This window comes from Neobacillus sp. NPDC093182, assembly GCF_044754045.1.
In genome coordinates this window covers 40,485-67,243 of the sequence record NZ_JBIVOI010000019.1, presented here as the reverse complement: position 1 = coordinate 67,243, position 26,759 = coordinate 40,485, and the positions used below count along the sequence as shown (strand labels likewise).

The 26,759-nt window shown below is 36.8% G+C and carries 28 protein-coding genes, 2 tRNA genes, 1 pseudogene and 1 riboswitch; of the genes and pseudogenes, 27 read left to right on the top strand and 4 right to left on the bottom strand.

The features are described from left to right. The first annotated feature begins 103 nt into the window (after positions 1 to 103). On the top strand, positions 104 to 1,930 hold the full coding sequence (locus ACIQAA_RS27080; protein ID WP_402625954.1) for an APC family permease: 1,827 nt from the start codon (positions 104 to 106) through the stop codon (positions 1,928 to 1,930). A gap of 101 nt (positions 1,931 to 2,031) precedes the next feature. On the opposite strand, the gene ACIQAA_RS27075 is transcribed toward ACIQAA_RS27080, so the two are convergent. Then, positions 2,032 to 3,027 (bottom strand): potassium channel family protein, encoded by a 996-nt coding sequence (locus ACIQAA_RS27075; RefSeq protein ID WP_402625952.1) that lies wholly within the window; start codon positions 3,025 to 3,027, stop codon positions 2,032 to 2,034. 240 nt (positions 3,028 to 3,267) lie between these two features. Between ACIQAA_RS27075 and ACIQAA_RS27070 the strand changes: the two genes are divergently transcribed. The 4 genes from ACIQAA_RS27070 (at position 3,268) to ACIQAA_RS27055 (ending at position 5,467) form a co-directional block, all read left to right on the top strand. Then, on the top strand, positions 3,268 to 3,735 hold the full coding sequence (locus ACIQAA_RS27070) for a hypothetical protein (RefSeq protein ID WP_402625950.1): 468 nt from the start codon (positions 3,268 to 3,270) through the stop codon (positions 3,733 to 3,735). A 50-nt stretch (positions 3,736 to 3,785) separates the two neighbouring features. Next, on the top strand, positions 3,786 to 4,118 hold the full coding sequence (locus tag ACIQAA_RS27065; RefSeq protein WP_402626043.1) for a sensor histidine kinase: 333 nt from the start codon (positions 3,786 to 3,788) through the stop codon (positions 4,116 to 4,118). 5 nt (positions 4,119 to 4,123) lie between these two features. Next, positions 4,124 to 4,912: a response regulator transcription factor gene (locus ACIQAA_RS27060; RefSeq protein ID WP_402625948.1), complete on the top strand. Its 789-nt coding sequence runs from the start codon at positions 4,124 to 4,126 to the stop codon at positions 4,910 to 4,912. A gap of 234 nt (positions 4,913 to 5,146) precedes the next feature. Continuing rightward, positions 5,147 to 5,467: an AEC family transporter gene (locus tag ACIQAA_RS27055; protein ID WP_402625947.1), complete on the top strand. Its 321-nt coding sequence runs from the start codon at positions 5,147 to 5,149 to the stop codon at positions 5,465 to 5,467. On the opposite strand, the gene ACIQAA_RS27050 is transcribed toward ACIQAA_RS27055, so the two are convergent. Next, positions 5,425 to 6,288: a MerR family transcriptional regulator gene (locus ACIQAA_RS27050; RefSeq protein WP_402625946.1), complete on the bottom strand. Its 864-nt coding sequence runs from the start codon at positions 6,286 to 6,288 to the stop codon at positions 5,425 to 5,427. The two genes, ACIQAA_RS27055 and ACIQAA_RS27050, sit on opposite strands and share 43 nt — an antisense overlap. A gap of 106 nt (positions 6,289 to 6,394) precedes the next feature. Here ACIQAA_RS27050 and norA point away from each other — a divergent pair, with 106 nt between their 5' ends. The 5 genes and pseudogenes from norA to ACIQAA_RS27025 all read left to right on the top strand — a co-directional run bounded on the left by norA (position 6,395) and on the right by ACIQAA_RS27025 (position 11,912). Beyond that, on the top strand, positions 6,395 to 7,579 hold the full coding sequence (gene norA, locus ACIQAA_RS27045) for a multidrug efflux MFS transporter NorA (RefSeq protein WP_402625944.1): 1,185 nt from the start codon (positions 6,395 to 6,397) through the stop codon (positions 7,577 to 7,579). Between the two features lie 216 nt (positions 7,580 to 7,795). Beyond that, a pseudogene (locus ACIQAA_RS27040) lies at positions 7,796 to 8,005 on the top strand (oxidoreductase); the annotation flags it as partial. A 181-nt stretch (positions 8,006 to 8,186) separates the two neighbouring features. Then, entirely contained in the window at positions 8,187 to 8,909 is a 723-nt protein-coding gene (gene prsW, locus ACIQAA_RS27035) for a glutamic-type intramembrane protease PrsW (protein ID WP_402625943.1), read from the top strand. Between the two features lie 1,337 nt (positions 8,910 to 10,246). Then, complete coding sequence (locus ACIQAA_RS27030; protein ID WP_402625941.1) at positions 10,247 to 11,053, top strand: YitT family protein; 807 nt, start codon at positions 10,247 to 10,249, stop codon at positions 11,051 to 11,053. Between the two features lie 154 nt (positions 11,054 to 11,207). Beyond that, positions 11,208 to 11,912 carry a GNAT family N-acetyltransferase gene (locus ACIQAA_RS27025; RefSeq protein ID WP_402625939.1) on the top strand — a complete coding sequence of 235 codons (705 nt, stop codon included), beginning with the start codon at positions 11,208 to 11,210 and terminating at the stop codon, positions 11,910 to 11,912. A gap of 180 nt (positions 11,913 to 12,092) precedes the next feature. Here ACIQAA_RS27025 and ACIQAA_RS27020 read toward each other — a convergent pair whose 3' ends face one another. Continuing rightward, positions 12,093 to 12,530 (bottom strand): signal peptidase II, encoded by a 438-nt coding sequence (locus tag ACIQAA_RS27020; protein WP_402625938.1) that lies wholly within the window; start codon positions 12,528 to 12,530, stop codon positions 12,093 to 12,095. Between the two features lie 113 nt (positions 12,531 to 12,643). Between ACIQAA_RS27020 and ACIQAA_RS27015 the strand changes: the two genes are divergently transcribed. The 9 genes from ACIQAA_RS27015 (at position 12,644) to ACIQAA_RS26975 (ending at position 21,887) form a co-directional block, all read left to right on the top strand. Further along, the gene (locus ACIQAA_RS27015) at positions 12,644 to 12,808 is read left to right on the top strand and encodes a zinc-binding dehydrogenase (RefSeq protein ID WP_402625936.1); all 165 of its coding nucleotides are present in this window, start codon (positions 12,644 to 12,646) and stop codon (positions 12,806 to 12,808) included. A 286-nt stretch (positions 12,809 to 13,094) separates the two neighbouring features. Next, positions 13,095 to 14,303, top strand: coding sequence for an acyl-CoA dehydrogenase family protein (locus tag ACIQAA_RS27010; RefSeq protein ID WP_402626041.1), 1,209 nt, complete (start codon positions 13,095 to 13,097; stop codon positions 14,301 to 14,303). A gap of 85 nt (positions 14,304 to 14,388) precedes the next feature. Next, positions 14,389 to 14,589, top strand: a riboswitch (cobalamin riboswitch). A 180-nt stretch (positions 14,590 to 14,769) separates the two neighbouring features. After that, a complete protein-coding gene (locus tag ACIQAA_RS27005; protein WP_402625934.1) occupies positions 14,770 to 15,768 on the top strand; it encodes an ABC transporter substrate-binding protein in 999 nt (332 codons plus the stop codon). Further along, a complete protein-coding gene (locus ACIQAA_RS27000; RefSeq protein WP_402625932.1) occupies positions 15,731 to 16,801 on the top strand; it encodes a FecCD family ABC transporter permease in 1,071 nt (356 codons plus the stop codon). Before ACIQAA_RS27005 ends, ACIQAA_RS27000 begins: the two co-directional genes overlap by 38 nt. Beyond that, a complete protein-coding gene (locus ACIQAA_RS26995; protein ID WP_402625930.1) occupies positions 16,798 to 18,183 on the top strand; it encodes an ATP-binding cassette domain-containing protein in 1,386 nt (461 codons plus the stop codon). The genes ACIQAA_RS27000 and ACIQAA_RS26995 overlap by 4 nt, the downstream gene beginning before the upstream one ends. Before the next feature lie 50 nt (positions 18,184 to 18,233). After that, positions 18,234 to 19,616, top strand: a complete 1,383-nt coding sequence (locus ACIQAA_RS26990; RefSeq protein WP_402625928.1) for a cobyrinic acid a,c-diamide synthase CobB — start codon at positions 18,234 to 18,236, stop codon at positions 19,614 to 19,616. Continuing rightward, the gene (locus ACIQAA_RS26985) at positions 19,609 to 20,157 is read left to right on the top strand and encodes a cob(I)yrinic acid a,c-diamide adenosyltransferase (RefSeq protein WP_402625927.1); all 549 of its coding nucleotides are present in this window, start codon (positions 19,609 to 19,611) and stop codon (positions 20,155 to 20,157) included. The genes ACIQAA_RS26990 and ACIQAA_RS26985 overlap by 8 nt, the downstream gene beginning before the upstream one ends. 21 nt (positions 20,158 to 20,178) lie before the next feature. After that, positions 20,179 to 21,015, top strand: coding sequence for a cobalamin-binding protein (locus ACIQAA_RS26980; protein WP_402625925.1), 837 nt, complete (start codon positions 20,179 to 20,181; stop codon positions 21,013 to 21,015). 173 nt (positions 21,016 to 21,188) lie between these two features. Next, on the top strand, positions 21,189 to 21,887 hold the full coding sequence (locus ACIQAA_RS26975; RefSeq protein WP_402625923.1) for a YetF domain-containing protein: 699 nt from the start codon (positions 21,189 to 21,191) through the stop codon (positions 21,885 to 21,887). Between the two features lie 75 nt (positions 21,888 to 21,962). Here ACIQAA_RS26975 and ACIQAA_RS26970 read toward each other — a convergent pair whose 3' ends face one another. Further along, positions 21,963 to 22,334, bottom strand: a complete 372-nt coding sequence (locus ACIQAA_RS26970; protein WP_402625922.1) for a VOC family protein — start codon at positions 22,332 to 22,334, stop codon at positions 21,963 to 21,965. A 190-nt stretch (positions 22,335 to 22,524) separates the two neighbouring features. Here ACIQAA_RS26970 and ACIQAA_RS26965 point away from each other — a divergent pair, with 190 nt between their 5' ends. The 8 genes from ACIQAA_RS26965 (at position 22,525) to ACIQAA_RS26930 (ending at position 26,759) form a co-directional block, all read left to right on the top strand. Further along, on the top strand, positions 22,525 to 23,232 hold the full coding sequence (locus ACIQAA_RS26965) for a DNA alkylation repair protein (protein WP_402625920.1): 708 nt from the start codon (positions 22,525 to 22,527) through the stop codon (positions 23,230 to 23,232). A gap of 217 nt (positions 23,233 to 23,449) precedes the next feature. Further along, on the top strand, positions 23,450 to 23,575 hold the full coding sequence (locus tag ACIQAA_RS26960; RefSeq protein ID WP_179603380.1) for an FbpB family small basic protein: 126 nt from the start codon (positions 23,450 to 23,452) through the stop codon (positions 23,573 to 23,575). A gap of 131 nt (positions 23,576 to 23,706) precedes the next feature. After that, positions 23,707 to 23,982: a DUF1450 domain-containing protein gene (locus tag ACIQAA_RS26955; protein WP_402625918.1), complete on the top strand. Its 276-nt coding sequence runs from the start codon at positions 23,707 to 23,709 to the stop codon at positions 23,980 to 23,982. A gap of 60 nt (positions 23,983 to 24,042) precedes the next feature. Continuing rightward, positions 24,043 to 24,116 (top strand) — tRNA-Gly (locus ACIQAA_RS26950). Between the two features lie 12 nt (positions 24,117 to 24,128). Then, positions 24,129 to 24,202, top strand: a tRNA-Ile gene (locus ACIQAA_RS26945). A gap of 100 nt (positions 24,203 to 24,302) precedes the next feature. Next, positions 24,303 to 25,112, top strand: a complete 810-nt coding sequence (gene mutM / locus ACIQAA_RS26940; protein ID WP_402625916.1) for a bifunctional DNA-formamidopyrimidine glycosylase/DNA-(apurinic or apyrimidinic site) lyase — start codon at positions 24,303 to 24,305, stop codon at positions 25,110 to 25,112. 171 nt (positions 25,113 to 25,283) lie between these two features. Then, positions 25,284 to 25,925 (top strand): transcriptional regulator CcpN, encoded by a 642-nt coding sequence (gene ccpN / locus ACIQAA_RS26935; RefSeq protein ID WP_306077418.1) that lies wholly within the window; start codon positions 25,284 to 25,286, stop codon positions 25,923 to 25,925. A gap of 12 nt (positions 25,926 to 25,937) precedes the next feature. Then, positions 25,938 to 26,759: a pyruvate, water dikinase regulatory protein gene (locus tag ACIQAA_RS26930; RefSeq protein WP_402625914.1), complete on the top strand. Its 822-nt coding sequence runs from the start codon at positions 25,938 to 25,940 to the stop codon at positions 26,757 to 26,759.

The following is a 26,759-nucleotide window of genomic DNA, read 5'->3' as shown; positions in this document are numbered from 1 at the left end:
CTATGACTTGTAGACACTTTTTTTATTTCAACTTTGAAAAAAATTGTTTATTGGGCAACATATTACATAACTTATTCATTTCAAAACCTGGCGGTGAATTTTGATGTTTTCATCAATAAAAAGATTATTAATTGGAAGACCCTTGAAATCACATGAATTAGGGGAACAAAAAATCAATAAAACCAAAGCACTGGCTATACTTTCTTCCGATGCACTATCATCAGTAGCGTATGGTCCTGAACAAATATTAATCGTGTTGGTAACAATAGGAACAGCAGCATTTTGGTACTCCATTCCTATTGCAGTGGGTGTGTTAATTCTTTTAACAGCTCTCATACTGTCCTATCGGCAAATCATATTTGCTTATCCTCATGGAGGAGGTGCCTATGTTGTTTCGAAAAATAATTTAGGGGTAAATCCAGGTTTAATTGCTGGTGGCTCTCTTTTGGTAGATTATATTTTAACTGTTGCTGTAAGTGTATCTGCAGGTACGGATGCTATCACATCTGCTTTTCCTAAATTACATGACTATAATGTTGAAATTGCCATTGTATTTGTTATTCTTCTCACATTGTTGAATTTAAGAGGAGTAACGGAGTCTGCTTCTATATTAGCCTACCCAGTGTACTTATTTGTTTTAGCATTGTTCATATTAATTGGTGTCGGTCTTTTTAACATTGTAACAGGAGGAGTTGCACCTGAATTACACACCCCTATCGGGACACAAGTAGCAGGGATCAGTTTGTTTATTCTTTTAAGGGCATTTGCTTCGGGGAGTTCTGCCTTAACAGGAGTTGAAGCTATATCTAATGCAATCCCTAACTTCAAAGATCCTGCACCTAACAATGCTGCAAAAACCTTAATCTTGATGGGAATCTTGCTTGCTATCTTGTTTTCAGGAATTGTAACTTTAGCCTACTTTTACGGAACTGCTCCAAGAGGAGAGGTGACCGTTGTTTCGCAAATTGCAGAGGAAATCTTTGGACGGAATTTTATGTATTACTTTGTCCAAGGAACTACTGCTTTAATATTAATCCTTGCTGCCAACACTGGATATTCTGCATTCCCATTATTGGCGGTTAATCTTGCGAAAGATAAATTTATTCCAAGGATGTTTCTTATTAGAGGGGACCGATTAGGATATTCAAATGGCATTATTATCCTTGGGGCAGCTTCAATCCTTTTAATCCTTGCCTTTCACGCAGAAACTGAACATCTTATTCCACTTTACGCAGTTGGAGTGTTTATTCCATTCACATTGTCTCAAACAGGTATGATGGTTAAATGGCTTCGTGAAAAACCAGAGGGATGGGTCCCAAAATTTATTATTAATACAACTGGTGCATTAATTAGCCTTATCGTCACAATAATGTTCTTTTTAACTAAATTTAATCAGGTCTGGTCAATCTTAGTTTTTCTGCCTATAATTATTTTTGTTTTCCACCGAATTAAAAAACATTATGATACCCTTGGTGATCAGTTGAGGATTACCACTTGTGAGCCTGCTGTACCGATTGATGGAAATGTGATCATTGTGCCAGTGGCTGGAATTACTCATGTGGTAGAAAATTCAATTAACTATGCCAAATCGCTTAAACCAGATCAAATTATTGCCGTTTATGTCGCATTCGAAAGGGACGACGAGCATAAGTTTGAAGAAAAATGGAATAAGTGGCAGCCTGATGTAAGACTGGTGACATTGCATTCTCATTACAGAAGCATTATTACGCCTTTAACTAAATTTGTCGATACAGTGGAACATAAAGCAAGTGAAAATAATTATAAGGTTACCGTTGTGATCCCACAATTTATTCCTAAGAAAGGCTGGCACAATATTCTCCATAATCAATCTAGCTTATTGATTCGTACTTTCTTGCTTCATCGGAGTAACGTGATAATAACAACAGTACCTTTCCATTTAAAAAAGTAAAAATGAAAGCATACTTTTTGTACATTTTATGGGTACAAAAAAAAGTATGCTTTAATTTTATTTTAAAGAGAAGGGATTATTCGCCAGGAAGTAACACATTACTATTCGGTAATTAATATTGCAAGGTCATCTTTTTTAATAACAAAATCATGTGAGGGGTTAATAAGTGATTTCTCCCCTCTTTTTATTCCAACCAACATGATATTCTTATTAAAGAAATGAATATATGCATCGTTAAAGGATTTCCCCACCATCTCAATTTTAAAAGGTTCTGATGTTAAGAGTACTTGGTTATCTGAATGACTTATTAAATCGATCATAGAGGCCATTGTTGACGGAGATGATAAACTGTTAAGGATGAGTGAGCTTGCAAGAATATTGGATTGGATTATCTCATCTGCTCCTGCTCTCCTGGCATTTTCCACTTGAGCAGAAGTAAGGATTTCTGCAATGCAACGTATTTTTGGATTCATTCCCTTTACCGCTAATAACATAGTAATCGTATTCATATCTGCAAACGACTCGCTCTTATGTTGGTCGGCTGTTATCACAACACATTGAGCACCATGAATGTTTGCCTTTTTTAAAATGTCATCTTGATTGGCACGTCCTTTTATAAAATGAATATTTTTGTACTCTACAGGCATTTCATCCAGTGTTTCATCAATAAGGACTACTTTTCTTAATGGATCTTTTTTATAAATTGAGGCAATCATTTCTTTAGACCGTTCATTCCATCCTATTATGATCATATGTTGATTCCCCTTAAAGTTGAGTTTGCCTTCGATAAAGGCTGCCTGCATGGTTACAGCTGTAGCAGCTAAGCTAACAAAATAGGACGATACGATTGCAATCCCTACTAACATGAGGATAATTCCTGTTATTCTTCCTGCAAATGTTTCTGGAGCATAGTCCCCATATCCAATAGTAGCAGCTGTAACAACTGCCCACCAAATACCTTCAAAAACCGTTGGGAAATTGTTCGGTTCTATCAGATGAATGATGTATCCAAAGAGGATCATAATTAATGAAGCTAACAACAATATTCTTAACACAACGTGCATTCTTAAAAATTTAGCAATCCAGTGATGGACCATCTCTTCCCACCTCAAATATTTCATTCACTGTTCATTATTACCGAATTTCCCTTATTGAATAATAGCAGATGAGCTTCATTTTGATAAATTAATTCAAAACCTAGTATGACAAATGATATATTGGTGATTTAAATGGTAATGAAAAGATTGATTAATTGGTAAAATAGATGATATGTATAGTAACAGGGGAAGTGGCGTGGTGAATTGATTAAATAAATTCTTTTTGAAGGGGTCATTTATTTGGTATATATAATACTGTTGGCTATTGTAACGGTTTCATTTTTATTTATATTTCAGATATTACGGAAAGAAAAACAAATGAAAATTAATAATTTTTTTAAAACCTTTGACCAATTGAATAGCTCATTAAAAATCGCCACACAGACTCTTTATGATATTTTGTCAGTAGTAGAAAACGAAGTGCAAACAGGTATTTCCGAACGTGTTAATTTATTAGAGAGACAAATCGACACTTTAAGTAATTGTATTTATCAATTGAGTATTATTAAAGAAAATTGTCTTCTACCAGAAATGAGAGAGACTTGTGTGCATACAATGGCATTACTACAACATGCCGTTAAGAAAACTACGATTCAATTATTTAATATGGGTTTTATTGCACACGACTTCCGTGATTATTTCCTTAAGGTAACAGAATACAGATTAAAATTAATAAAATTAGAGAAGGAATTTACTGGTTCACAATAGTTTCTGACTCAAATGGAGCTAAAGTATTTAACGAAAAATGATATAACAACATTATTGAAAACGCAATCATACATGGGAGTAATAATCGGAAAGAAACCATTAAGATTATTGCAAAGGAAAAAAAGAACACGTATCTGGAATTAATCATTACCGACAATGGTAAAGGAATGGATAAGCTTACACTGGCAGGATTGCGAAAGAAAATTTTCCACCCAAATAATCATGATAATGTAAAAAGTAGTAAATCGTTTAACGGAATAGGGGTACAAAATGTTTACCAACGAATGAAATTGATTTATGGAGAAGCATTCCAAGTGAGGATAGACAGTATTGAAGGAGAAGGCACGACTTTAACGTTTCAAATTCCGGTGGATAAGAGGTGAGCAGGATGTATGAAGTTGTATTGGTAGATGATGATGTAATCGTGATTGAATTTTTAAAAAAACATATTCCATGGCATGATTATGGCTTCCAAGTAGTCGCAAGCTTTCAAGATAGTAAGGAAGCTTTAGCATTTATGCAAGAGAACCCTTATGATGTTTTGATAACCGATATTGGCATGCCAAAACTAAATGGAATTGAATTAATCGAGCAGTTGAAAAAATCGAACATCAACTCTTATAATGTCATACTTTCTTGCCATGATGAGTTTACCTTTGCACAACAAGCTATCAAGTTAGAAGCCTATGATTATATATTAAAAGAATCAATGGAAGAAAGTAATATCATCGCATTACTTGAAAGATTAAAAAATAAGTTGGACCAAGAACGGTATCACCACAATCAGCACGTAAAAGTCACCAAGTTATTAGAAAGAAGTACTAGAAATGAAGATGTATTAAAAGCACAAAATTATGTACAAACCCATCTTGGCGAAAAGATTTCGTTGACAGAGGTAGCTGCCCATTTACATCTAAATTCTAGTTATTTCAGCAGGATGTATAAGAAAGAAACGGGAGAAGGTTTTGTTGAATATGTGACGAGAGTTAAAATGGAAAAAGCCCTAGAATTACTAGATCAGTCGATTAAGTCAGTGGAACAAATCGCTTATGAGTTAGGATTTGAAAGTAAAAGTTATTTTTTAAAAACATTTAAACGGGTTTATGGAGTATCTCCAAAATCATACAAATATAATGAAAAAGTATCTGCCGACAAACAAGCAGGGATTAGCAAATGAAACGATGATGAGTATTTTTCGATATCTCGATAGTCAAACAGTCTGCAGACATTTCTACCTTCGCATATGTATGAACAAAAGTGTAATGTTGTTCATACATTAAGCGAGGAGGGGAAGATGCATTGGCATACTACTATTTTTCCTCCCGATTGGGTGGCCTGCTATCGTATCGAATGGACTTGAAATGGTAGGAAAGATGACTATTCCTCTTTCTATGTCATCATTGGGAGTTTAATGGCAAACATAAAAGGGGAGTCATTTTTTTCTTTGTTAAAAATGCCGTCATTATGGAGAATGGCCACTGCTAAACTACTCATGATTCCGCTGCTGCTGAATCCATTTTTGGCGCTGTCTATCCCGTTTCCTTTAGTTGTGATTGCAGGTTTGGTTTCGGGTATGCCATCTGCCCCGACCATTTCTCTCTATGGACAAAAATATGGAGCAGATTCTTTTTTTGCCTCCATTGGAGTTTTAGTAACGACAGTATTATGTATGATGACGATTCCGTTTCTTTATTTCATTCTAAACCTGATATCACAGTTCATCCGAGGATGAGGGTCCACTTGAATCATAATTTTGGTAACATAATGTTCCTTCTGATTCTTTACAACGGAATCATAGATATACTCCTCAAAAACATATTCTCCTACCTCCACATGTAACCGTTCCATTTCTAATAAAAGCCGCTTATACGTGTGATGGATGGTATTCACATCTCCAATATGATAGCCGATGATAAAATTCCCCTTAACACTTCTAAAATACGGATGTCCTTCCTTTGGATTTGGTTGTTCCATATACAAATAGCTGTAATTCGTGTATTCACCTTTTAATACTTGCTCCCTTTTGGTGATAACGCCTATGGGATATCCCGTATCAAGATGTGATTCGTTCAATTCTTTTAGAAAATCTGAAACCAACTCTACAAATTCTTCTTCCGTTATATTTTCAATGTTCCTACTTAAATAGAGTGTTGCTTCTGGCAACGGTTCAAGCGTAACTTGATGAAAATCAAGGTGTGACGCTTTTTCTATTAATCCTATTTGTGCATCGATAAACTTTTCCTTCATTTCGAGTTCCTGACGCTTTTTCACAATCTCTTCCTTCTTTTGATACATTAACGACAAATAACGTTCTGGAGATTTATTTTGCATATAGAGTTGAATATCGTTAAGCGACATATCAAGATCTTTTAATAAATCGATCACAAAGAATAACTCTATTTGGTGAATTGAATAATAACGGTACCCTTTTTCATTTTTCAATATCGGAGACAAAAGTCCAATTTGATCATAATAAAAGAGAGTCTGTTTGTTTACTTTGCAAAGTTTCGCGAATTCACCCGTCGTTAAATATTTCCCATTTTTTTTATCCATTTTTACAGCACCACCCTTGACTATATAGTTACTATATACACTACGATGGAAATTGTAAAAACAAATGATAAACAAGAGGTTCGTTTTGTTAAGGAGAATGTAGAAGATGAAGAATCAAAAAGTTACTTTAGGATTATTATTAATGAATTTATTCATAGCCTTTTTGGGAATTGGACTTGTGATTCCAGTTTTACCAACGCTGATGAATGAATTAGGCATAACAGGGACAACAGTGGGTTATTTAACAGCTGCTTTCGCCATTGCTCAATTGATTGTATCTCCATTTGCAGGGAAAGCCGCAGATCAATTTGGCAGGAAAATTATGATCGTCATTGGCTTGTTTATTTTCGGCCTTTCAGAATTTTTATTTGGAATTGGCAAAGAAATTGAAATGTTATTTATCTCTCGTATTTTAGGTGGAATTAGTGCAGCCTTCATTATGCCTGCAGTTACTGCTTATATTGCAGATATCACAAATTTGGATACTCGTCCAAAAGCACTCGGGTATATGTCAGCTGCCATAAGTACAGGATTTATCATAGGTCCAGGAATTGGCGGGTTCTTAGCTGAATTTGGAACACGTGTACCATTCTTGTTCGCAGGTGCTCTTGGTGCCGTCGCTGCTGTTCTTTCCATTATTTTATTATCTGAGCCAAATCGTTCTCAGGAAAATATGGAACAGGTTTCAGGAACTAAGAATGGCATTAAGCGAATGATTGAACCAAAATACTTCCTTGCATTTATTTTAATTTTTATTGCCTCCTTTGGTTTAGCAGCGTTTGAATCTTTTTTTAGTTTATTTGTGGATCACAAATTTCAATTCAAACCATCGGATATCGCCATTGTAATCACAGGTGGTGCTGTTTTCGGTGCAGTTTCACAAGTGATATTATTTGACCGGCTTACAAGAATGTGGGGAGAAATAAAACTGATTCGCTACAGCTTACTATTATCAGCTGTATTGGTCTTTTTAATGACCGTTGTTCATTCCTATTTCTCTATTTTACTTGTTACCTTTATTGTTTTTGTAGGGTTCGATTTATTCCGGCCAGCCATTACATCGTATCTATCAAATATAGCTGGGAATGAACAAGGGTTTGTGGGAGGAATGAACTCGATGTTTACCAGTTTAGCCAATATTAGTGGACCCATTCTAGGGGGAATATTATTTGATTTGGATATTAACTACCCATACTACTTGGCGACGGTCATCCTAACATTAGGAATCGTTATTACTATGTTCTGGAAGAAACAAGCAAATCGTTCGTCTATCGAAGTGAAGGCCGGTTAATTCGTCGGAGATAAAAATAATTGATTTTCCAGTGAAATGCCATTTGTATATACTATATTCAAATGAACGTTTGAATGAAAATTTAATGTGACATTAAATGGCTTACCACTTCTTAGTGAAAAAGACAAATAAGACATGGCTTCCTGACATTTTTGGGAAGCATTTTGTCTATTTTTAAGGGGAGAAAGAACATGCTTTATGACGTATTAGTTATTGGTGCTGGTCAAGCAGGGTTTCAAGTCGGATTATAGTTGGATTAATATTCCTTCCATTTTTAATGAAAAGGGACTGCCGATTCATAACAGAGGCATTACATCGATTCAGGGACTCTGCTTTTTAGGGCTACCCTGGCAATATCGCAGAGGTTCAGCCTTACTCCAAGGGGTTGGAAATGACGCTGAGTATCTAATAAAAAAGCTAGTTTAACCAAGAGCCAGGTATTGGATACTTTAAAAAGTATATATATATATATATATATATACAGGCGGACTTTCTGGAGGCTGTCGATGACAGAAGTAAAAGTATTCCGTAGCATGGAATCAGTTTCAATTGTATTCTATTTAGGGTATTATTAAAAATATATTTTAATTTACCTAGGGGGTTGTAAATGTTAGGAATCCTATTAGCTGGTATTGCCCCTGGTTTTGCTTTATTGAGTTATTTTTATTTAAAAGATAAGTATGAACCAGAACCGGTATCGATGGTATTAAACACGTTTTTTTCTGGTGCATTGATTATCATTCCGATTGCATTTATTGAATATGTTCTTAAAATAGAAAATATTGTTCAATATGACTCTATTTATGCTATTTTTTCTTCGGGTTTGATAGAGGAATTTTTTAAATGGTCGATTTTATTTTTCATTGCATACAAGAGTTCGGAATTTGATGAGCCGTTTGATGGAATTGTCTATGGTACCTCCATATCTTTAGGGTTTGCAACCGCCGAAAATATTCTGTATTTAATGAATAATGGGATGGAATATGCGCTGACACGTGCGTTACTGCCTGTCTCAGGCCACGCCTTGTTTGGTGTTATAATGGGGTATTATATTAGCAAAGCAAAGTTTACCCAAAAATTGAAATGGCCTTTATTCTTGGTATCTCTATTGCTTCCTGTTTTACTACATGGGATATTTAATTTTTTATTGTTAAACCAAGGATCATGGTTTACGATGTCTCCTTATATGATGTTTTTATGGTGGTTCGGTTTGAAAAAAGTGCAGCTAGCAGAAATCTCAAGTTATAATCATTTCCAAAAGAAGCCGATTATAAGAACACGATTAAGCCTAAAGTCAGGAAAGAAATTATTCCTTCCTATAAGTAGATAGTGCTTCGGGCGTTTATAAAAAACTAGGCTTTATAAACTGAGAGTCTGAAGCCCCAGGTATGTCCTTGTTTTTATAAATTTAATCTTTATTCGCTTGGTGATAGACCAGAGAAACATTAAAATTTTTTATATACGATCACGACTCGTTATACGATACGTGGGCAAAAAGAAAAACAAAAAGAAAAACAAAAAGAAAAAGAAAATGAAAAAGAAAAACAACAACAAGTTCTTTATCCAGATATAGAGAAAAATTCAGACGTAGTGAATCCAACAGAATCATCAAAAAGACGTTCCAAAAATGATTAAGTTTTCAATTCGACTGGATTTGTTTTTTCAAAATTTGATTTCAAGTCAAATATATAGAACTCTCATCTGAATAAGATGAATTTTTGTAAAAGAAATAGCACCTGCAAATGTTGATATATCAATGTTTGTGGGTGCTTTTTGTGTTTGGGTACGACCTAATAGAGGAGAAGCATCCATAAATATCAGTCACAAATCGATTGGAGCAGTGGGGACCCTAAACCCAGACAGACATGTACCGGCAACACTCAGAGGGCTATAGTGACAGATAGAGAACTCTTTGAAGGGATTTTTTCAGAGTTAAAAGTGGTAAGGAACGATATTGACCGATTAGAAAAAAATTAGAAGTACAAAATGGTATTTTAAGAACTGAAAAACGAGCGAAACAGGAATTAAAATTAATAGGATCAGTAACTAATTAGAAGTCTAAGAATCCAGGGCCTCTTTTTTTCGTTTGGTACTTTGCAGACGCCCACTGCTATAACATAAATTATAAATAAAAAATATGAGTGAAAATAATGAAGGTACGCAAAATCCTTATTCAAGCAATATGTGGATTAACAGTTGTTGGGATTGGAAAATGTATCCTAAATATTCAAAATAATGATATATTGGGAAATAATATTGACAATTTTATTTTCCCTTTGGTAGATTACTGATAATAATAAAAATCAGTGACAAGATAGTATAAAAAGAATCCTGTTCCCATAGAATCGGGGCTTGGTGAAAGCCGATGGACACTTTTTATATAAATCATTTACGAGATGCAAAGTCGAACGGAGTAAGCTTTGACGGATATCCCACCGTTACATGGGATTACGTGAGACGGTACGTTAACTGAGAGCGGAATGTTTCATTATGCGAAACTAGCGGAATATGGGTGATAACGAGAGCAAGAACTCGTCCCTATTTTTGGGACGAGTTTTTTATACTAAAAAATAGTGAGTTCCTTCAGTTTCTCATTAGACTATTCTCGTAAGTCCGTCCTATTTATGGTTTTATATTACTTTTTCTGGAAATGGAGTTTTAATAGGTATGAAAAATTTAATTGTCATCGTTGGTTCGTTGATTGTTGCATTTGGTTTTAATTTCTTTTTGGTCCCATACGGGATTTTGAGCAGCGGAATAAGTGGTATTGCCATTTTAATTGGGTTAGTCACTCCATTTGATATTGGTTTAATGAATCTTTTACTCAATATACCTTTACTCATCTTGGGATACTTTAAGCTAGGTAAGTTAATTACAGTCAATACTCTGATTTGTGTGGTATCACTCTCCGTTTTCTTATATCTTTTGCCAATCGTTCCTCTAACAGACAATATACTGCTGTCGGGAATATTTGGAGGAATCATTGGTGGTATTGGTGTTGGCGTGATTTTGAAGTATTCTGGCACCTCTGGCGGATTGGATATCATTGCGATTATCCTTTCACGAACTAGTAATGTTAGTGTGGGCTTGCTTCTGACGGCGATGAACGGCGTTATAGTTCTAATTTCTGGTGCTGCTTTCAATTGGAATATTGCATTGTACACACTGTTGTCAATCTATTTGACAGGTAAGATGATCGATACCATTCACACGAATCACATCAAATTAACGATGCAGATTGTTACGACGAAAGGAGAGTTAATACGAGAGGATTTACTACAATCAATCTATCGAGGTATCACCATTACAGAGGGCTTCGGGGGCTATACAAAGGAACCCAAACAGATTTTAATGATGGTAGTAACAAGTTATGAAACAATGCAAATAAAAAAAATTGTCCGCAGCCACGATGAAAAAGCCTTTATTAATATTTTTGAAACCGTTGAAGTCGATGGTCAATTCGCTAAAAATTAGAGATAAAAGTGCCTGTCACCTTCCAATGATATGGTTGGTACCTGGCACTTTTTTGCCTCATTTGAACACAGAAGAACATCACTATCCCGAATGTTTTTTCCGCTGAAACTCTCTCGGTCGGAAGATTGGGACAACTGCTACGGAGGGAAAGTAGTTGAAGAGAAAACCAAAAACAAAACGTCATAAACAAAACAAATACTTTGAAGAGGATTCAGACGAAAACTTCTATTATATTGCAGGATACACGGATGATGGTGCCCCCTATGGAATTTCTTGGAATGAAATTATTGCCCAAGAATTGAGATTTAGGGGGGCAATCAAAAAGGACGCAAAGAAAGCTGCTGAACTCATTCATATCGCAATTGATGATATTGCCGAGAAGTTAACTGGACAATCTAAGAGTGAAAATATCCGTGAAACGCTGGAGCATTTCTTTCGCGAAGAGAATAATCGTCTTAGCTACCAAAATACGATTGTTGCAGATATTTTAGGAGAAGTAGCAGGGATCGTAATTACCTATCCGGGAGAGGCTGCACCTCGATTAGACGAACCTATTTTGAAACGCTTAAGGAAGAAAAGAAGGAATGAAATGATTTTCTTGGATAAGGAAGCTGACGAGGGGGATTTTTATATCGACACCCTGTGTGTTGCTGATCGGTTTAGAGGCTATGGAATCGGATCAATGCTTCTAAAGGAAGCCGAAAAAGCAGCAATACAAAAGGGATATTCAAGACTCTCTCTAAATGTTGCTCAAGATAACCCGAATGCAAAAAAGCTATACGAGCAGATTGGGTATAAGGGTGGTAAATTGATCAAAATTAATGAACATCTGTATGATTATATGGTGAAGATTCTTTGAGATAAAAAACGATTTATACGGCAAATTAGGAGGGAGATGGTTTGAGAAAGGTCGAAGTGTGTTCATACAATGAAAAGTGGGGCTTAATGTTTGCAGAAGAGGCAGAAAAATTGAACTTATTTTTGGAAAAGAAATGGTAGACATTTACCACATTGGCAGTACATCTGTATTTTAGAGAATCTAGCGCTTATCTTTCCACCAGCTAACAATTCCATAGATAATAAACAGTATCAACCCCATCTCAATAGCATGGTCGGCCAAGTTAAGAATTCCACCAGAGCGCGGGATAAAATCTGTTACCTGCCCAAATAAAAGCCGATCAATGCCATTTCCAATTGCTCCTCCGACTAGGAATCCAAAACTACTATCGATGAGAGCTCCCTTCATTTCTCCCGTTCTACGAATATATAAAACAACGATCACGAACAGTACAGCCACAACTCCGAAGAGCCGAGCATAGCCATGAAATAATCCTCCTGCCATCCCGCTATTCTCGATATGTGTAAAATATATTCCCCACAAAGTAAAGTTTTCATGTATGTCGATGAAGATACGAATTAGATATTTAGAAAGCTGGTCCATCACAAGAACAAGAATGGCAATTACATAAAATAGCATTTGTAGTCCTTCCTTCTAGCAATTATTTGCACCTTAATCAACAGTATAATTGAAAGCTATTTTCTTTTCTATTATGTAGCTTTTTACTAGGGCGGGTTACGGAACGCCAAGATTTGTTCTTTGAAAGCCTTGGGAAAATTGTTGAACTTGCAGCTAAAGGTGCCATTAAACCCGTCATTGGGAACATCCAACCCTTACACATGGCCCCGGAGCTGCACCAGCTCATGGAACAGCGCAAAACGACCGGTAAACTAATTCTTTTGCCATGGGAGCAATGAGATACGAAACGAATTAATCTTTTTGATTTATGGAAAATTCAGAAAATAAATTGTATAATCATAATAACATCCACGGTAAATTGACTTAATTGCACTTGTACTTCCTTTGCAGGAAACGAGATATGAGCAAGAGTCAGTAAGGCAATCAATGAGGAACATCATTGTTTGTTTTGCTGGCTCCTTTTTTGTACATCGAGTAGTTAAGATGGAGAGATAGCGTGAAGGGAGCATTAGGTAAATGTAAATGTAAAATAAAATGTATTTATTGAGGGAGGGAATTTATATGATGAACTTTGAATTAACAGATGAGCAGCAAAGTGTAAAGGAAATGGTGAGAAAATTTGTCGATAAGGAAATCATTCCAAATATTCAGGAGTGGGATCGCCAAGGCCATTTTGAACCGGCGATTTTGAAAAAATTAGCGGATTTGCAAGTAATGGGTGTCTGTATCCCTGAAGAGTATGGCGGGGCAGGCATGGATTATAATACACTGGCCATTGTATGTGAAGAATTAGAACGGGGAGATACTGCCTATCGGACAGCCGTTTCTGTTCATACAGGGCTAAACAGTATGACAATATTGCAATGGGGAACGGAGGAACAAAAACAAAAGTATTTAGTCCCTCAAGCACAGGGACGTAAAATTGGTGCCTTCGGATTAACAGAACCGAATGCTGGATCTGACGTTGCAGCGATGAATACGACAGCTGCTAGAAATGGGGATTACTATATTCTTAATGGCTCCAAAACATGGATTTCTCTTTGTGATGTTGCTGACCATTTCTTAATTTTTGCCAAGACAAATCATGATAGTGGGCATAAAGGAATTACTGCCTTTATTGTTGAACGCAGTTTTGCAGGAGTAGAAACGAAGGCTATTAAGGGAAAGCTGGGTATTCGCGCTGGAAATACCGGTGAAGTATTCTTAACGGATGTAAAGGTTCCTGTTGAGAACAGATTAGGGGAAGAAGGAGAAGGGTTTAAAATTGCTATGGCTGCCCTAGATAACGGCCGTTTTACAGTAGCTGCAGGAGCAGTAGGTTTAATAGAAGCCAGCCTTGAAGCAAGCCTTAAGTATTGCCATGAACGGAAAACATTTGGCAAAGAGATTGGAAAACACCAGCTTGTACAGCAAATGATCGCAAAAATGAGCGCAAATCTTGAAATTTCCAGATTGTTGGTTTTTAAAGCTGGCTGGTTAAAAAATCAGGGTAAACGAAATACAAAAGAGACGTCACTTGCTAAATGGATTTCATGTAATGCTGCATTTGAGGCTGCCAATGATGCCGTTCAAATCCATGGGGCATATGGTTATTCCGATGAATACCCAGTTGAGCGCTTTTTGCGGAACTCTAAAGCACCAGTGATCTATGAAGGCACTAGAGAAATTCATACGATTATGCAAGGGGAATATGCTTTAGGTTATAGAGAAGATAAACCGCTTCGCAAACAATTGCCTTCATGGCCATTTGAACATGTTTCCGTCAGCAATTAAAATGGAAATAAATGAGATAAAGAAAAAATAGAAATAGTTTACAAAGGTGGAACACTCTACTATAATTGCCTTTATAACAAAAAAATGAATACTAGACAAATAGGTTTCTTAAATGATCTGAATAGGATTATTTGAGACTAAGAGGGAAGTTGGTGTAAATCCAACACGGTCCCGCCACTGTAAGCGAGAAGGAAGGTTATATTTATCCACTGTGTTTTTTACATGGGAAGGGATAACCAACCAGTGATTCGCAAGTCAGGAGACCTGCCTATTATGTTTTTTAAGCTTCCTCGAGGAAAGGAATGTTTAAAGTGCAGGTAATCCTATGTAAATATTTTTATTTATTATGACGATTGCAAGTTATCATGCTGTCCAAAAGACAATGTATTATAAAACTGCCTTTACTCTACGCTTTCCTCTGGAACAGCGTTTTTTTGTGTTCAAAAATAGAAGGAGGAAAAAAGTGATGAAAGAGATTGTAAAAAAGTGGGGACTATTCAGTGTTGTTCTTCTGTTAAGCATGGGTATTATTGTAGGCTGTGGTACACAGGAACAGAACACTCAAGATAAAGCAGTTGCTACCCAAAACGACAAGACAAATGAAGGGGAGAAGGATGATGGAGTTCAGTTTCCTGTAACCATTACCGACGATGCGAATCGAAAGGTAACGATTGATGAGGAACCTGAAACAATTGTTTCGATTCAGACTAGTAATACAGAAATAGCGTTTGCACTTGGGTTAGGCGATAAAGTCATTGGCGTATCAGATTATGATAACTATCCACCAGAAGTGGAAGAAATTGAAAAGGTTGGTGCACAGGATATCAAATCAGAGCTTGTTCTCACATTACTTCCAGATATAGCGCTCGTTACAGATTATCATTATAAAACACATCCAGAAACCTTAAAACAGTTTGAAGAAGCTGGTATTGACGTGGTTGTTGTTGGAAGTGCTGTATCCTTTGAGGACGTATATAGCAACATTGAAATGATTGGTACTGCTACTGGAAGTAAGACCGAATCAGAAGAAATTATTTCTGATATGAAAGAACGATTTCAAGCAATCAAAGACAAAGCAGCGGCTATCAAGGATAAAAAGAAAGTTTGGGTAGAAGTTTCACCTGCTCCAGATATTTTTACGACAGGACAAAATACATTTATGCATGAAATGCTTGAGACCATTCAAGCCACTAATGCCGCAGAAGATCAAGAGGGCTGGGTAAAGATGACGGAAGAAGAAATTGTCAAATTAAACCCTGATGTGATTATTACCACCTATGGATACTATGTAGATAATCCAACTGATGGGGTTTTGAATCGTGAAGGATGGTCAGAAGTGCCAGCTGTAAAAAATAAAAACGTTTTTGACGTTGATAGCGATACGGTTACAAGACCCGGTCCTCGTTTAATTGAAGGAGTCGAGACACTTGCGGAACTTATCTATCCGGAAATATTTAAGCAGTAAAATAGTTTGGTTGTATTTGATAAGCGGAGGGCTTTTACTTGGTACGAGCCTTCTTGGCTTATTTTATAGTAGTGTAATAATCCCAATTCCTACTATTTTACATATTATACTAGATAAAACGATTAATATGGGTTGGCTTGATGAAGTAGCAAAAAATGAAGAAATGATCATTTGGAATATCCGTCTGCCAAGAGTTCTTCTTGCCTTTTGTGTAGGGGCAGCCCTTTCATTAGCTGGTGCAGCTTTTCAAGGGCTTTTACGCAACCCACTAGCAGACCCATACACCATTGGGGTATCTTCAGGAGCCTCACTTGGGGCTGTTCTCGTTTTGTTTTTTCAAGTAACAATTTTTGGTTTAGGAAATTTTACGCTTCCGGTCGTTTCGATTTTTAGTGGATTAATTGCTTTACTTGTCGTATTCGGACTCGTTCGATTGAGTAGTAAAAGTTTAGCAATTGAAACGATTATTTTAGCAGGAATCATTGTTAGTGCCTTTATTAGTGCGCTTGTATCTCTTCTTATTTCATTGGGAGATCGAGACGCGATGACTCAAATTATTTACTGGTTATATGGCAGTGTTGGAATGAGAGGGTGGAGTTATGTTCAACTAATCATCCCCTTTATGATAATCGGTTCCATTGTGTTGTTTTACTTCTATCGTGAATTAAATGCCCTAGCACTAGGAGAGGATGCAGCAGATCATATTGGAGTAGATGTTAAAAAAGGAAAGACATTTGTTCTAATTGGTGCATCGTTATTAACCGGTGCAGCAGTAGCTGTTTCAGGGTCGATTGGCTTTGTTGGACTTGTTATTCCACACTTAATCCGACTTGTTACGGGACCGAATCATCGCCATGTCCTTCCGCTTTCCTTGATAATGGGTGGAGCTTTTCTTATACTAGCTGATTTAATGGCTAGAACCATGATTGCACCTAAAGAGCTGCCAATTGGCGTGATTACTGCCTTAATTGGTGCACCTGTATTTGCCCTTTTATTGATTAGAGAAAGACTTGGAAGGGGGACGAATAAATGATTAACGTTCAAAACTTGGTCGGTGGATATACCCATTCCCCCATTATTAAAGGTCTAGATTTAGAAATTAAAAAAGGAGAGTTTTTTGCTCTTCTCGGGCCAAATGGGAGTGGGAAAACAACCCTTTTTAAACTCATAACAGGGCAGTTGCCGATTATTAGCGGGAAAGTTTCCATATGTGGTAAAGAAATTTCATCTCTCTCAAAACTGGAAAAAGCAAAAAAAATGGCGGTTTTAACACAGGAAGTTCAAGTATCCTTCGATTATACCGTTGAAGAAATCATTAGTCTTGGACGCTATCCTCATCAAAAGGGGATCTTTAAGCAACTTTCGAAAGAAGACCGGAAAGTCATTGAGGAGGTTATGGAAATAACCCAAATAGGCGACCTTCGGAAAACTCAATTTCGTCTGATTAGTGGTGGTGAAAAACAAAGAGTCTTATTGGCCAAAGCTTTAGCTCAGGAGCCTGAGATCTTACTTTTAGATGAGCCTACCAATCATCTAGATATTAAACATACCTTTCAAATGTTGAATCTATTAAAAGAACGACAACAAACAACGGGGTTAACCATTTTTTCTATTCTGCATGATTTGAATGTTGCTTCGCTCTATGCAGATCGAATTGCCTTACTTCATAATGGAAGCTTTTTAGAAGTTGGAGATGTTGACCTATTAAGGAAAGAAGATCAATTAAAGAAGGTCTATGAGGTGAAAGTGAATGCCCAATCACACCCAACTGTTCCTAAACCACAGCTTCTCATGACACCAAACTATTTTACATCAAGTATGTCGTTAAACTTTGAAGACCTTTATAAGATAAGAAAAACAGAAGAATATATTCATGTTCAATTTGATAAACCATTACGTACCATATCAAATACGAGTATTGGTGCTGGAATACAGTGGTTAAAACATTTTTGCCAATTTCAAGGTCCACACCACGATTTACAGCATTTGATGGAAAAGTACTCGATTCCTCACGAACTATCGGCCGCAGTCATGACAGCTGCAAAACTTGAGGAAATGGTATTTGTAACGAAAGAAATAGAAAATATTCATATGATGGCAATTGTGACAGCATGGGGAGGGAAATCCATCAACATAATGATATTCATAGATGCGTATTTTACAGATGGTGCTCTTGTTGATGGATATATGGCTGCTACCGAGGCAAAAGTAAAAGCATTGCAGGAATTTCATATGATAGATTCCCAAACCGCCCCTGCTGGTACATCAACCGATACCCTGCTCCTTGGGCTTACACAGCAAGGGGAAAAAATATCTAGCGCAGGTTCAGGAACAGTTGTCGGAATAGGAATTGGTCAAATAGTGTATGGTGCCATAGAGGAAATGCTCAGCAAGGATTTAGAGAAGGTTCACTAACATCCTGGATCTTTTTCGGATTTTAGTGCTAAAAAGGGGGGGAATGGCAGATGACGGAACGACGAATCGTAATTGCCGGAACTGGAAGCGGTGTGGGGAAAACAACACTGACCATTGGGTTAATGGCTGCTTTAAAAAAAATGGGCTTAACCGTTCAGGGCTTTAAATGTGGACCTGACTATATTGATCCTTCTTATCATACCGCTGTAACGAAACGAAACTCTCGAAATTTAGACAGCTGGATGCTGACAAAAGATCTTGTACTGGATATTTTTAGTCATGGCAGTCAGGGGGCCGATATTTCAATCATTGAAGGGGTCATGGGCTTTTTTGATGGGAAAAATCCTGAAACGAATGAGGGAAGTACAGCAGAAATTAGTATGAATACGAAGAGTCCAGTTTTGCTTGTTGTCAATTGTGAAAGCATGGCCAGAAGTGCTGCAGCGATCGTAAAAGGTTTTCAATTGTTTGCCGAGGGCCCCAAAATAGTTGCTGTTATCGCAAATAAAGTGGGAAGCGATGGTCACTTTCAGCTTGTCAAGACAGCGATTGAGCAGGAATGTCACGTTCCTGTTATTGGTTATTTGAAACGAGAACTAGATATTGAAATTCCTGAGAGACATCTTGGACTAATTCCTTCTATGGAAAGAGGAGAACTGGGTTCGTTTTTTGATAAATTAGGCACGCTGGTCAGTGAGACTGTCGATATCGAGAAACTACTTGAATTAGCTGTTGCTGAGCCGTTAGAGGTAAGTCGAAAGTCTTCCATATTTGAAAAGCAGAGAGAAAATCTAGTGAAAGTCGCTGTAGCAAAAGACAGTGCCTTTAATTTCTATTACCCTGAGAATCTAGAAATTATGGAAGCAAAAGGTATTGAAATTGTTTATTTCTCGCCACTTGCGGATGAGGAGGTACCTGAAGATGTTGATGGACTTTATATAGGCGGCGGATTCCCAGAAGAGTTTGCACAAGACCTTGCTTGTAATCTAAAAGCAAAGCAATCAGTAAAGCAAGCGATTGAAAATGGATTGCCTGCACTTGCTGAATGTGGAGGTTTCATGTATTTAACCAAGTTCATAGAAACTACGGATAAGAAAAAGCATGAAATGGCGGGTGTTATATCAGGGAGCATACAAATGCAAACAAAATTAGCTGCATTGGGATATAGAGAGATTAACGGGCAAAATGCTAATTTTATACTTGAGGATTTGAGTGCCAGAGGTCATGAATTTCATTACTCAATCTTCAAAGCCGTTGAAGAGGATGTGCCTTATGCTTATGAAACGAAAGGAATGAGAGGTGTAAGCAAGGAAGGGTATTTACTACATAATTTATCAGCTGGGTACACTCATTTTCATTTTGCCTCTTGCCCAGAAATGGTTGAGAATTGGATAAGAAAATGTCTGGAGAATAGGGGAAAGCGATATGAGTAAACAAATAAATCGAAATGGCTTAACACTTGTTTATACAGGTCATGGAAAAGGCAAAACGACATCCGCCTTAGGGTTAGCCCTTCGAGGAATTGGTCGAGGATTTAAAGTGAAGATCTATCAGTTTATTAAATCACCTGAGCGTACTTATGGTGAACAACTTGCCTTGCAAAGGCTGGGCGTTGATATGGTCCAACTAGGAGTTGGTTTCACTTGGACAAAAACTCCAGAGGAACATAGAGAAGCCTTAAAGCAAGGATGGCCGCAAGCTAAGGAGGCCGTTATGAGTGGAGAGTACGATTTGGTTATTTTAGACGAACTTAATAATGCATTAGCCATTAATAAGTTTCCAATTGAAGATGTTTTGCCTCTAAACGAAGTGATTGATCTAATCAAAAATAAACCTTCCCATGTTCATCTGGTGATTACCGGAAGAGATGCCAAGCAAGAAATAAAAGAGATAGCAGATCTTGTTTCAGTCATTGAATCGGAAAAACATTATTACGATGAAGGCATCCCAGCTGTAAAGGGAATAGAATTTTAGAATCATGAAGGAGGTTTATATATGAGATTGATATCCATATGTCCAAGTAATACAGAATTAGCAGCTTACTTAGGGTTAACATCTTCGTTGGTAGGTGTAGATAACTATTCGGATTGGCCGGAGGATATTCAAACATTGCCAAGATTAGGTTCTGATTTGAGCATTGATATGGACAAAGTGGAAGAATTACAACCTGATTTAGTATTAGCCTCGCTCTCAGTACCTGGAATGGAACGCAATATCGAAGAGTTAGAAAAACGCAACATACCGTTTGTCATTGTACCTAATCCTAAGACATTAACAGAGGTAGGAGAAAGTATATTATTCGTTGGAGAAGTTACCAATACTTTTGAAAAAGCCAGACGATTATTTAAAAAGTACAATCGTATAATCGAAAAATTTCAATCTTTATCACAGCAAATACAAAAGCCTGTAACCCTTTATTGGGAATGGTGGGCAAAACCTATTTTTACTCCTGGCTCAGCCAATTGGTTAACCGAAATAAGTAAACTTGCAGGGGGAAGAAACGTATTTGAAGATATGGCGCAATCAAGTGTTAAAACGGATTGGGAAGAGATCGTACAAAGAAATCCCGATGTTATTTCCGTTATTTGGGTGGGGGTGCAGAAAGAAAAAGTTAATCCAAAGGTTATATTAAAACGCCCTGGGACGGAACACATGGATGCCATTAAAAACAATGAATTATATATATTGGATGAGCCATTATTTTGTAGACCTTCACCTAGATTATTACTTGGATTATTTAAGATAGCGAGTATCCTTCATCCGACTATTTACCCGCCATTCAACGAGAATAAAGATCCTTTATTGGATGAAGAAGTTGAATTTCTATTATAAATATAATCTTTAAATTTACTCTAAATACTCACGGAAGTTGTTTATTTCAACGTACGTGAGTATTTTTCTTGTGCAAAGAAACTTTTGGGTCTTATTGTCTATTTTTTTGATTGAAAAGATATTTTCGCTTGAATCGGGAAAGATAGGATGGATAAAAATATCTGGAGGTTGCTATGCCGGAATATGTAGAAGTGGCTGGTCGGGCTATCTTTTCTTTTTTAGTATTATTTTCTCTTGCAAGATTTCTTGGTAAAAAGCAAATTTCCCATCTTACTTTTTTTGATTATGTGGTTGGGATTGTAATTGGAGACATGGCTTCACAAATAGCAATAGATACTTCAATGAAAATTGTGAATGGCTTAATAGGATTAGTTGTTTATACTTTTTTATCAGTATTTCTTGCTTATGGTGCTATTAAATCGTTTAAGTTTAGAGATTTAGTAGAGAGTAGTCCGTCTATTTTGATTAAAGACGGCAAAATAATGGAGAAAAGTTTATTTAAGCATAAGATGACATATGATGATTTAATGAATGGCTTAAGGGAAAAAGATGCCTTCATGATTGATGAGGTTGAGATGGCCATATTGGAAACAAATGGGCAGATTAGTGTTATGAAGAAGCCCGAGTTCCAGGCGCTGACTGCAAAAGACATTGGTCTAAGGATGAAAGCGGACCATGCCCCTTCCTTAATTATTATAGATGGAACTCTTTTAGAAAAACGCTTAAGATCCTTAGGCTATACAAAAGATTGGCTCCTTAGTGAGGTAAAGAAAAAAGGGGCAGATACCTTTGAAGATGTCTTTTTAGCGCAGATTAATTCTAATGGTACTGTTTATGTCGATTTATATGATGATAACGGAAATAAGCAATAAGGTTTCTTAATTAGTGTAAGTTGAAAGTTAAGAAGGGCGATTGCAGTAAGCGGGCAATCGCTCTATTTACTTTTATTATCTGTGTTGATCGAAGAGAATTTGATTGCCATCTGGATCTTCAATGATAAAATGTGCTGGTCCTTCCGTTGATTCTTCGGCTTCCGATAGCATGGTTACTCCTTTTTCTTTAAGCTGCTTTTGAATTTCTCGAACGTCTGTAAATGGTTCAAGATTTTCTGCATTTTCATTCCATCCTGGATTAAAAGTCAGGATGTTCTTTTCAAACATTCCTTGAAATAGTCCAATTATGCAATTTTCATTTTTCATAATCAGCCAATTTTGATTGATGTCACCACCAAATACTTGAAATCCTAGGTTTTCGTAAAACTCTTTTGATACATGAATGTCTTTCACATTTAAACTTACAGAAAATGCCCCTAACTTCATGAAACTACCACCTTTTTATAGATAATTAAAAATTCAGATAAACTTCCATAATTTAGTATAAGATACTGCGATAAAATACACAATGTTATAGGCAATGTCTTGAAAAAAGGACTATGAATATCAAGCGGCGAATAGTAACAAAAGTTTATAAACGCATGAGATAGTAAATTTTTTTGAGAGGATGAATGGCGTGACGTATGAAGAAATTGTGCAAAAACTTGAAGAGTTAGGTTCCAAGCAAACGAAGCAAATTTATAACAATCACGGGGTAAAAGAGCCTTATTTTGGAGTGAAAATTGGGGATTTGAAGAAACTTGTTAAATACGTGAAGAAGGATCATGAATTAGCATTAAAATTATATGATTCTGGTAATCATGATGCGATGTATTTGGCAGGTCTATCGGTCAATCCAAAATTGATTTCAAAAGAAACATTACATGATTGGGCTCAAAAAGCTTACTGGTATATGGCAGCCGAATATACTGTTGCGCAAGTAGCGGCCGAAAGTGATTTTGCTATTGAATTGGCGAGAGAGTGGATGAAATCCGAGGAAGAAATGATTGCAGTTTGCGGCTGGAGTACCTATTCGAATTATTTATCGATAACTCCCGATGAAAAGTTGAACTTAGCTGAAATTAGTGATTTATTAAACCAAGTGAAAAATAACGTTCATGGTGAACGAAACCGTGTACGATATGTGATGAATGGATTTGTTATTTCTGTCGGTGCCTATGTAACAGAGCTAAGTGAGGAAGCGAAAGAAGTAGCAGCTTACATCGGAAAAGTGCAGGTAGACGTAGGGAACACAGCTTGTAAGGTTCCTCTTGCAGCAGAATACATAAAAAAAATAGAAGTGAAAAATAGAGTAGGATTGAAACGGAAGACTTGTATATGTTAGATATTATTATCGTAAGGTGCGTGTTTCCTTTATGGAAGTACGCACCTTTTTTTATATACATATAGAACATCAAAATGAGAATAATCCATTAGGGTTGTCCTCATTTTTTTAACTAATTTTCCGATAATATAAAAAGTTCGAAAAGTTGTAATATTTATGTTGATTTTACCCTTTCTATATTATGTATAATGAAAACATAAGAAAGGTGGAGAAACAAATGAGGAAACGTAATATAATAAGCTTTAAGAAATTAGTCGATGATAACAAGCAGGAATTAAAAAGTGACATGAAAGCAATGGAAAGAATTGAGGCGAAAATTGATAAAAAACATTCAAAAAGATAAAAATTCCATATATAGATAATAAAGAGCAACCGTTACTACAATGGCTGCTCTTTATTATGTTTAGTAGAGAACTTTTGAGCTATAATTGGTATACTTAATGTAAGATGACAGGCAGTGGAGATGTTCAACAAATGAATTTTATTACTAAACTTTTTACAAAAGAAAAGAAATTAAAAATTGATTTTTGTGAGAAAAACCTCGACCGATTTCTAACAGAAGACTTACAAAAAGAGTATAATACCTTTCTGAGTAAAAAAAATATTGAATATAAAGAGTATCATTGTCAAAGTCGATGTGAGGAATGCAAAAACTCTCCTTATGCGATTGTTAATGGTGAGTTTATGGCAGCAAGAGATTCATCGGAATTATTGCAGAGGATTAAACATCTCCAAGAAGATAAAAAGTAGTTTACAACCTATCTTTAGGGTGCTATAATGTTTGATGTACTATTGATGGTGCGCTTAAACGCGGGTGTAGTTTAGTGGTAAAACCACAGCCTTCCAAGCTGTTGTTGTGGGTTCGATTCCCATCACCCGCTCCAATTCTACTAATTGGGCCTATAGCTCAGCTGGTTAGAGCGCACGCCTGATAAGCGTGAGGTCGATGGTTCGAGTCCATTTAGGCCCACTTCATAAAATAATCATACGTAAACCGAACACTAAAAAGTTCGGTTTTTTTGCGTTTTCGGGGAAAAAATATGAAAAAGCAGTAGAGAGGAAGTGAATTCATGCCTGAACTGCCAGAGATGGAAAATTACCGAAGATTGTTAAATCAAAAAATAGCGGGTCAAACCATTACTCAAGTACAAATCAATCGAGAGAAATCAGTTAATGTGAACCCAAATCTCTTCATTAACACCGTCACAAATCAGAAGATCGTGACAGTTAATCGCAGGGGGAAGCATTTACTATTTCATTTATATAATGGACAAGTTATGTTGCTTCATTTAATGCTCGGCGGCTGGATGTATTTTGGTACGGAGGAAGACAAACCGGACCGGACGATTCAGGTTCGTTTATCATTTGGGAATCAGCATCTGTATTTTATCGGGCTTCGCCTGGGTTATTTACATTTATATAGTGAACAGGATGTTGAAAAAGAATTATCCCCGCTCGGTCCAGAGCCATTGGACCCGCAATTTACAGCACAAGCATTTTTAAAGCTCCTTGGTGACAGAAGGGGGAAAATCAAATCAAAACTCCTTGATCAAGAGTTTATTGCAGGGATTGGGAACTGTTATTCCGACGAGATCTGTTATCACGCAGGATTCAAAACGAAACGAAGTATAGAAGACATAGGGGAGAATGAGCGACTTCAACTATACCAGTCAATGAAGCAAGTTCTACTCGACGCGTTGCAGCATGGAGGTTACATGGAAAATCCTCTTTTCAAAGGGGATAACCTAACAGGCGGATATAATAACCTATGCTTGGTGTATGACCGAGAAGGAGAAAATTGCAAAAGGTGTGGAAGCACAATCATAAAAGAAATGATTTCTTCTCGAAAAACCTTTTTCTGTCCTAACTGTCAAAAATAGCAAGAATCCTATCCGGTAGGATTCTTTTTTTTGAAGAGTTTTTTAATAAAAATATGTTGAACAAATTGTTCCCTAAAGTGTATAAATGTAATATACTATATATTAATAAGTATAGCACATTTAAAATTTTGGCATAAAAAATAACATGATTAAATTGAAAAGGGGGTCAATGTGATTAAACTAACGAAACGCCAAGATGAAATTCTTAAGATTGTGAAGGAAAGCGGTCCGATTACGGGGCAGCAAATTGCAGAGAAGCTTTCCTTAACAAGAGCAGCCTTAAGACCAGATTTAGCGATCTTAACGATGGCAGGGAATTTGGACGCCAGACCTCGCGTTGGTTATTTTTTCAATCATAACCATGAGGTAAAGCAGCAAGCGGAACAATTCATTCTCCGAAAAGTTGCGGATTATAAAGCTTTTCCGATTGTCGTTGAAAAATCCACTTCCGTATATGATGCGATTGTTCAACTGTTTTTAGAAGATGTCGGGACGCTTTATGCAGTTGACAGTGACGGCTATTTAGCCGGGGTTATTTCGAGAAAGGATTTACTACGAACAGCCATCGGCAATAAAGATTTGCAAGAATTACCCTGCAGTGTCATTATGACCAGAATGCCGAACATCATAACCGTCACACCTGATGAAACCTTGTTAGAGGCGGCAAAAAAGATGATTACCAATCACATTGACTCCTTGCCTGTAGTCAAAGAAATCAATCCGGGAAACCATACATATTTACTTGTCGGTCGGATTACGAAAACAACCATTACACGAGCATATCTAGAAATAATGGAGCAAAATTCCGTATAAAGGGGAGTGGCAGTGATTTTAGGAGAGAAGGAAGTTGTCTATGTGGTTTCGGACTCGGTTGGGGAAACAGCAGAGTTTGTAGTAAAAGCGGTAGCAACACAATTTAACGGAGGAAATGTTGAGATTCGACGAAATTCCTATGTTGATGATTTTGAAGACATTGAGGATGTCCTTATTCTAGCTAGAACAAGAAAATCAATTATTGCCTATACGATTGTGGTCCCAGCTTTGAAGGAATATTTGGATCGCCGGGCGGCGGAAGAAAACATTATGGCAGTGGATTTGCTTAGTCCCTTGATAAATGCCTTCACCACTAGTTTTAATAAGACTCCTCATCACCAGCCGGGATTAATGAGAAAACTAGATGAAGAGTATTTTAGAAAAATAGAAGCCATCGAATTTGCCGTTAAGTATGATGATGGCCGTGATCCACGGGGAATTCTTAAGGCCGATATTGTGTTAATCGGTGTGTCAAGGACATCGAAGACACCATTATCCATGTATTTAGCTCATAAACGATTTAAGGTTGCGAATGTTCCTTTGGTTCCAGAGGTACCAGCGCCGGAGGAATTGTTTGCGATTCCGAGAAAGAATTGTATTGGATTAATTATTTCTCCCGATAAATTAAATGAAATCCGTCTCGAAAGGTTAAAAGCTTTGGGGTTAGGTTCAAAGGCAAGTTACGCGAGCTTCGAAAGAATTCTTGATGAACTGGATTATGCTGAAAAAATTATGAAACGAGTAGGCTGTCCGATTATCAATGTTTCAAATAAAGCAATAGAAGAAACTGCTGGATTAATAGTAGAAGTTTTGAAAAAAGAGGGGAGCTTATGA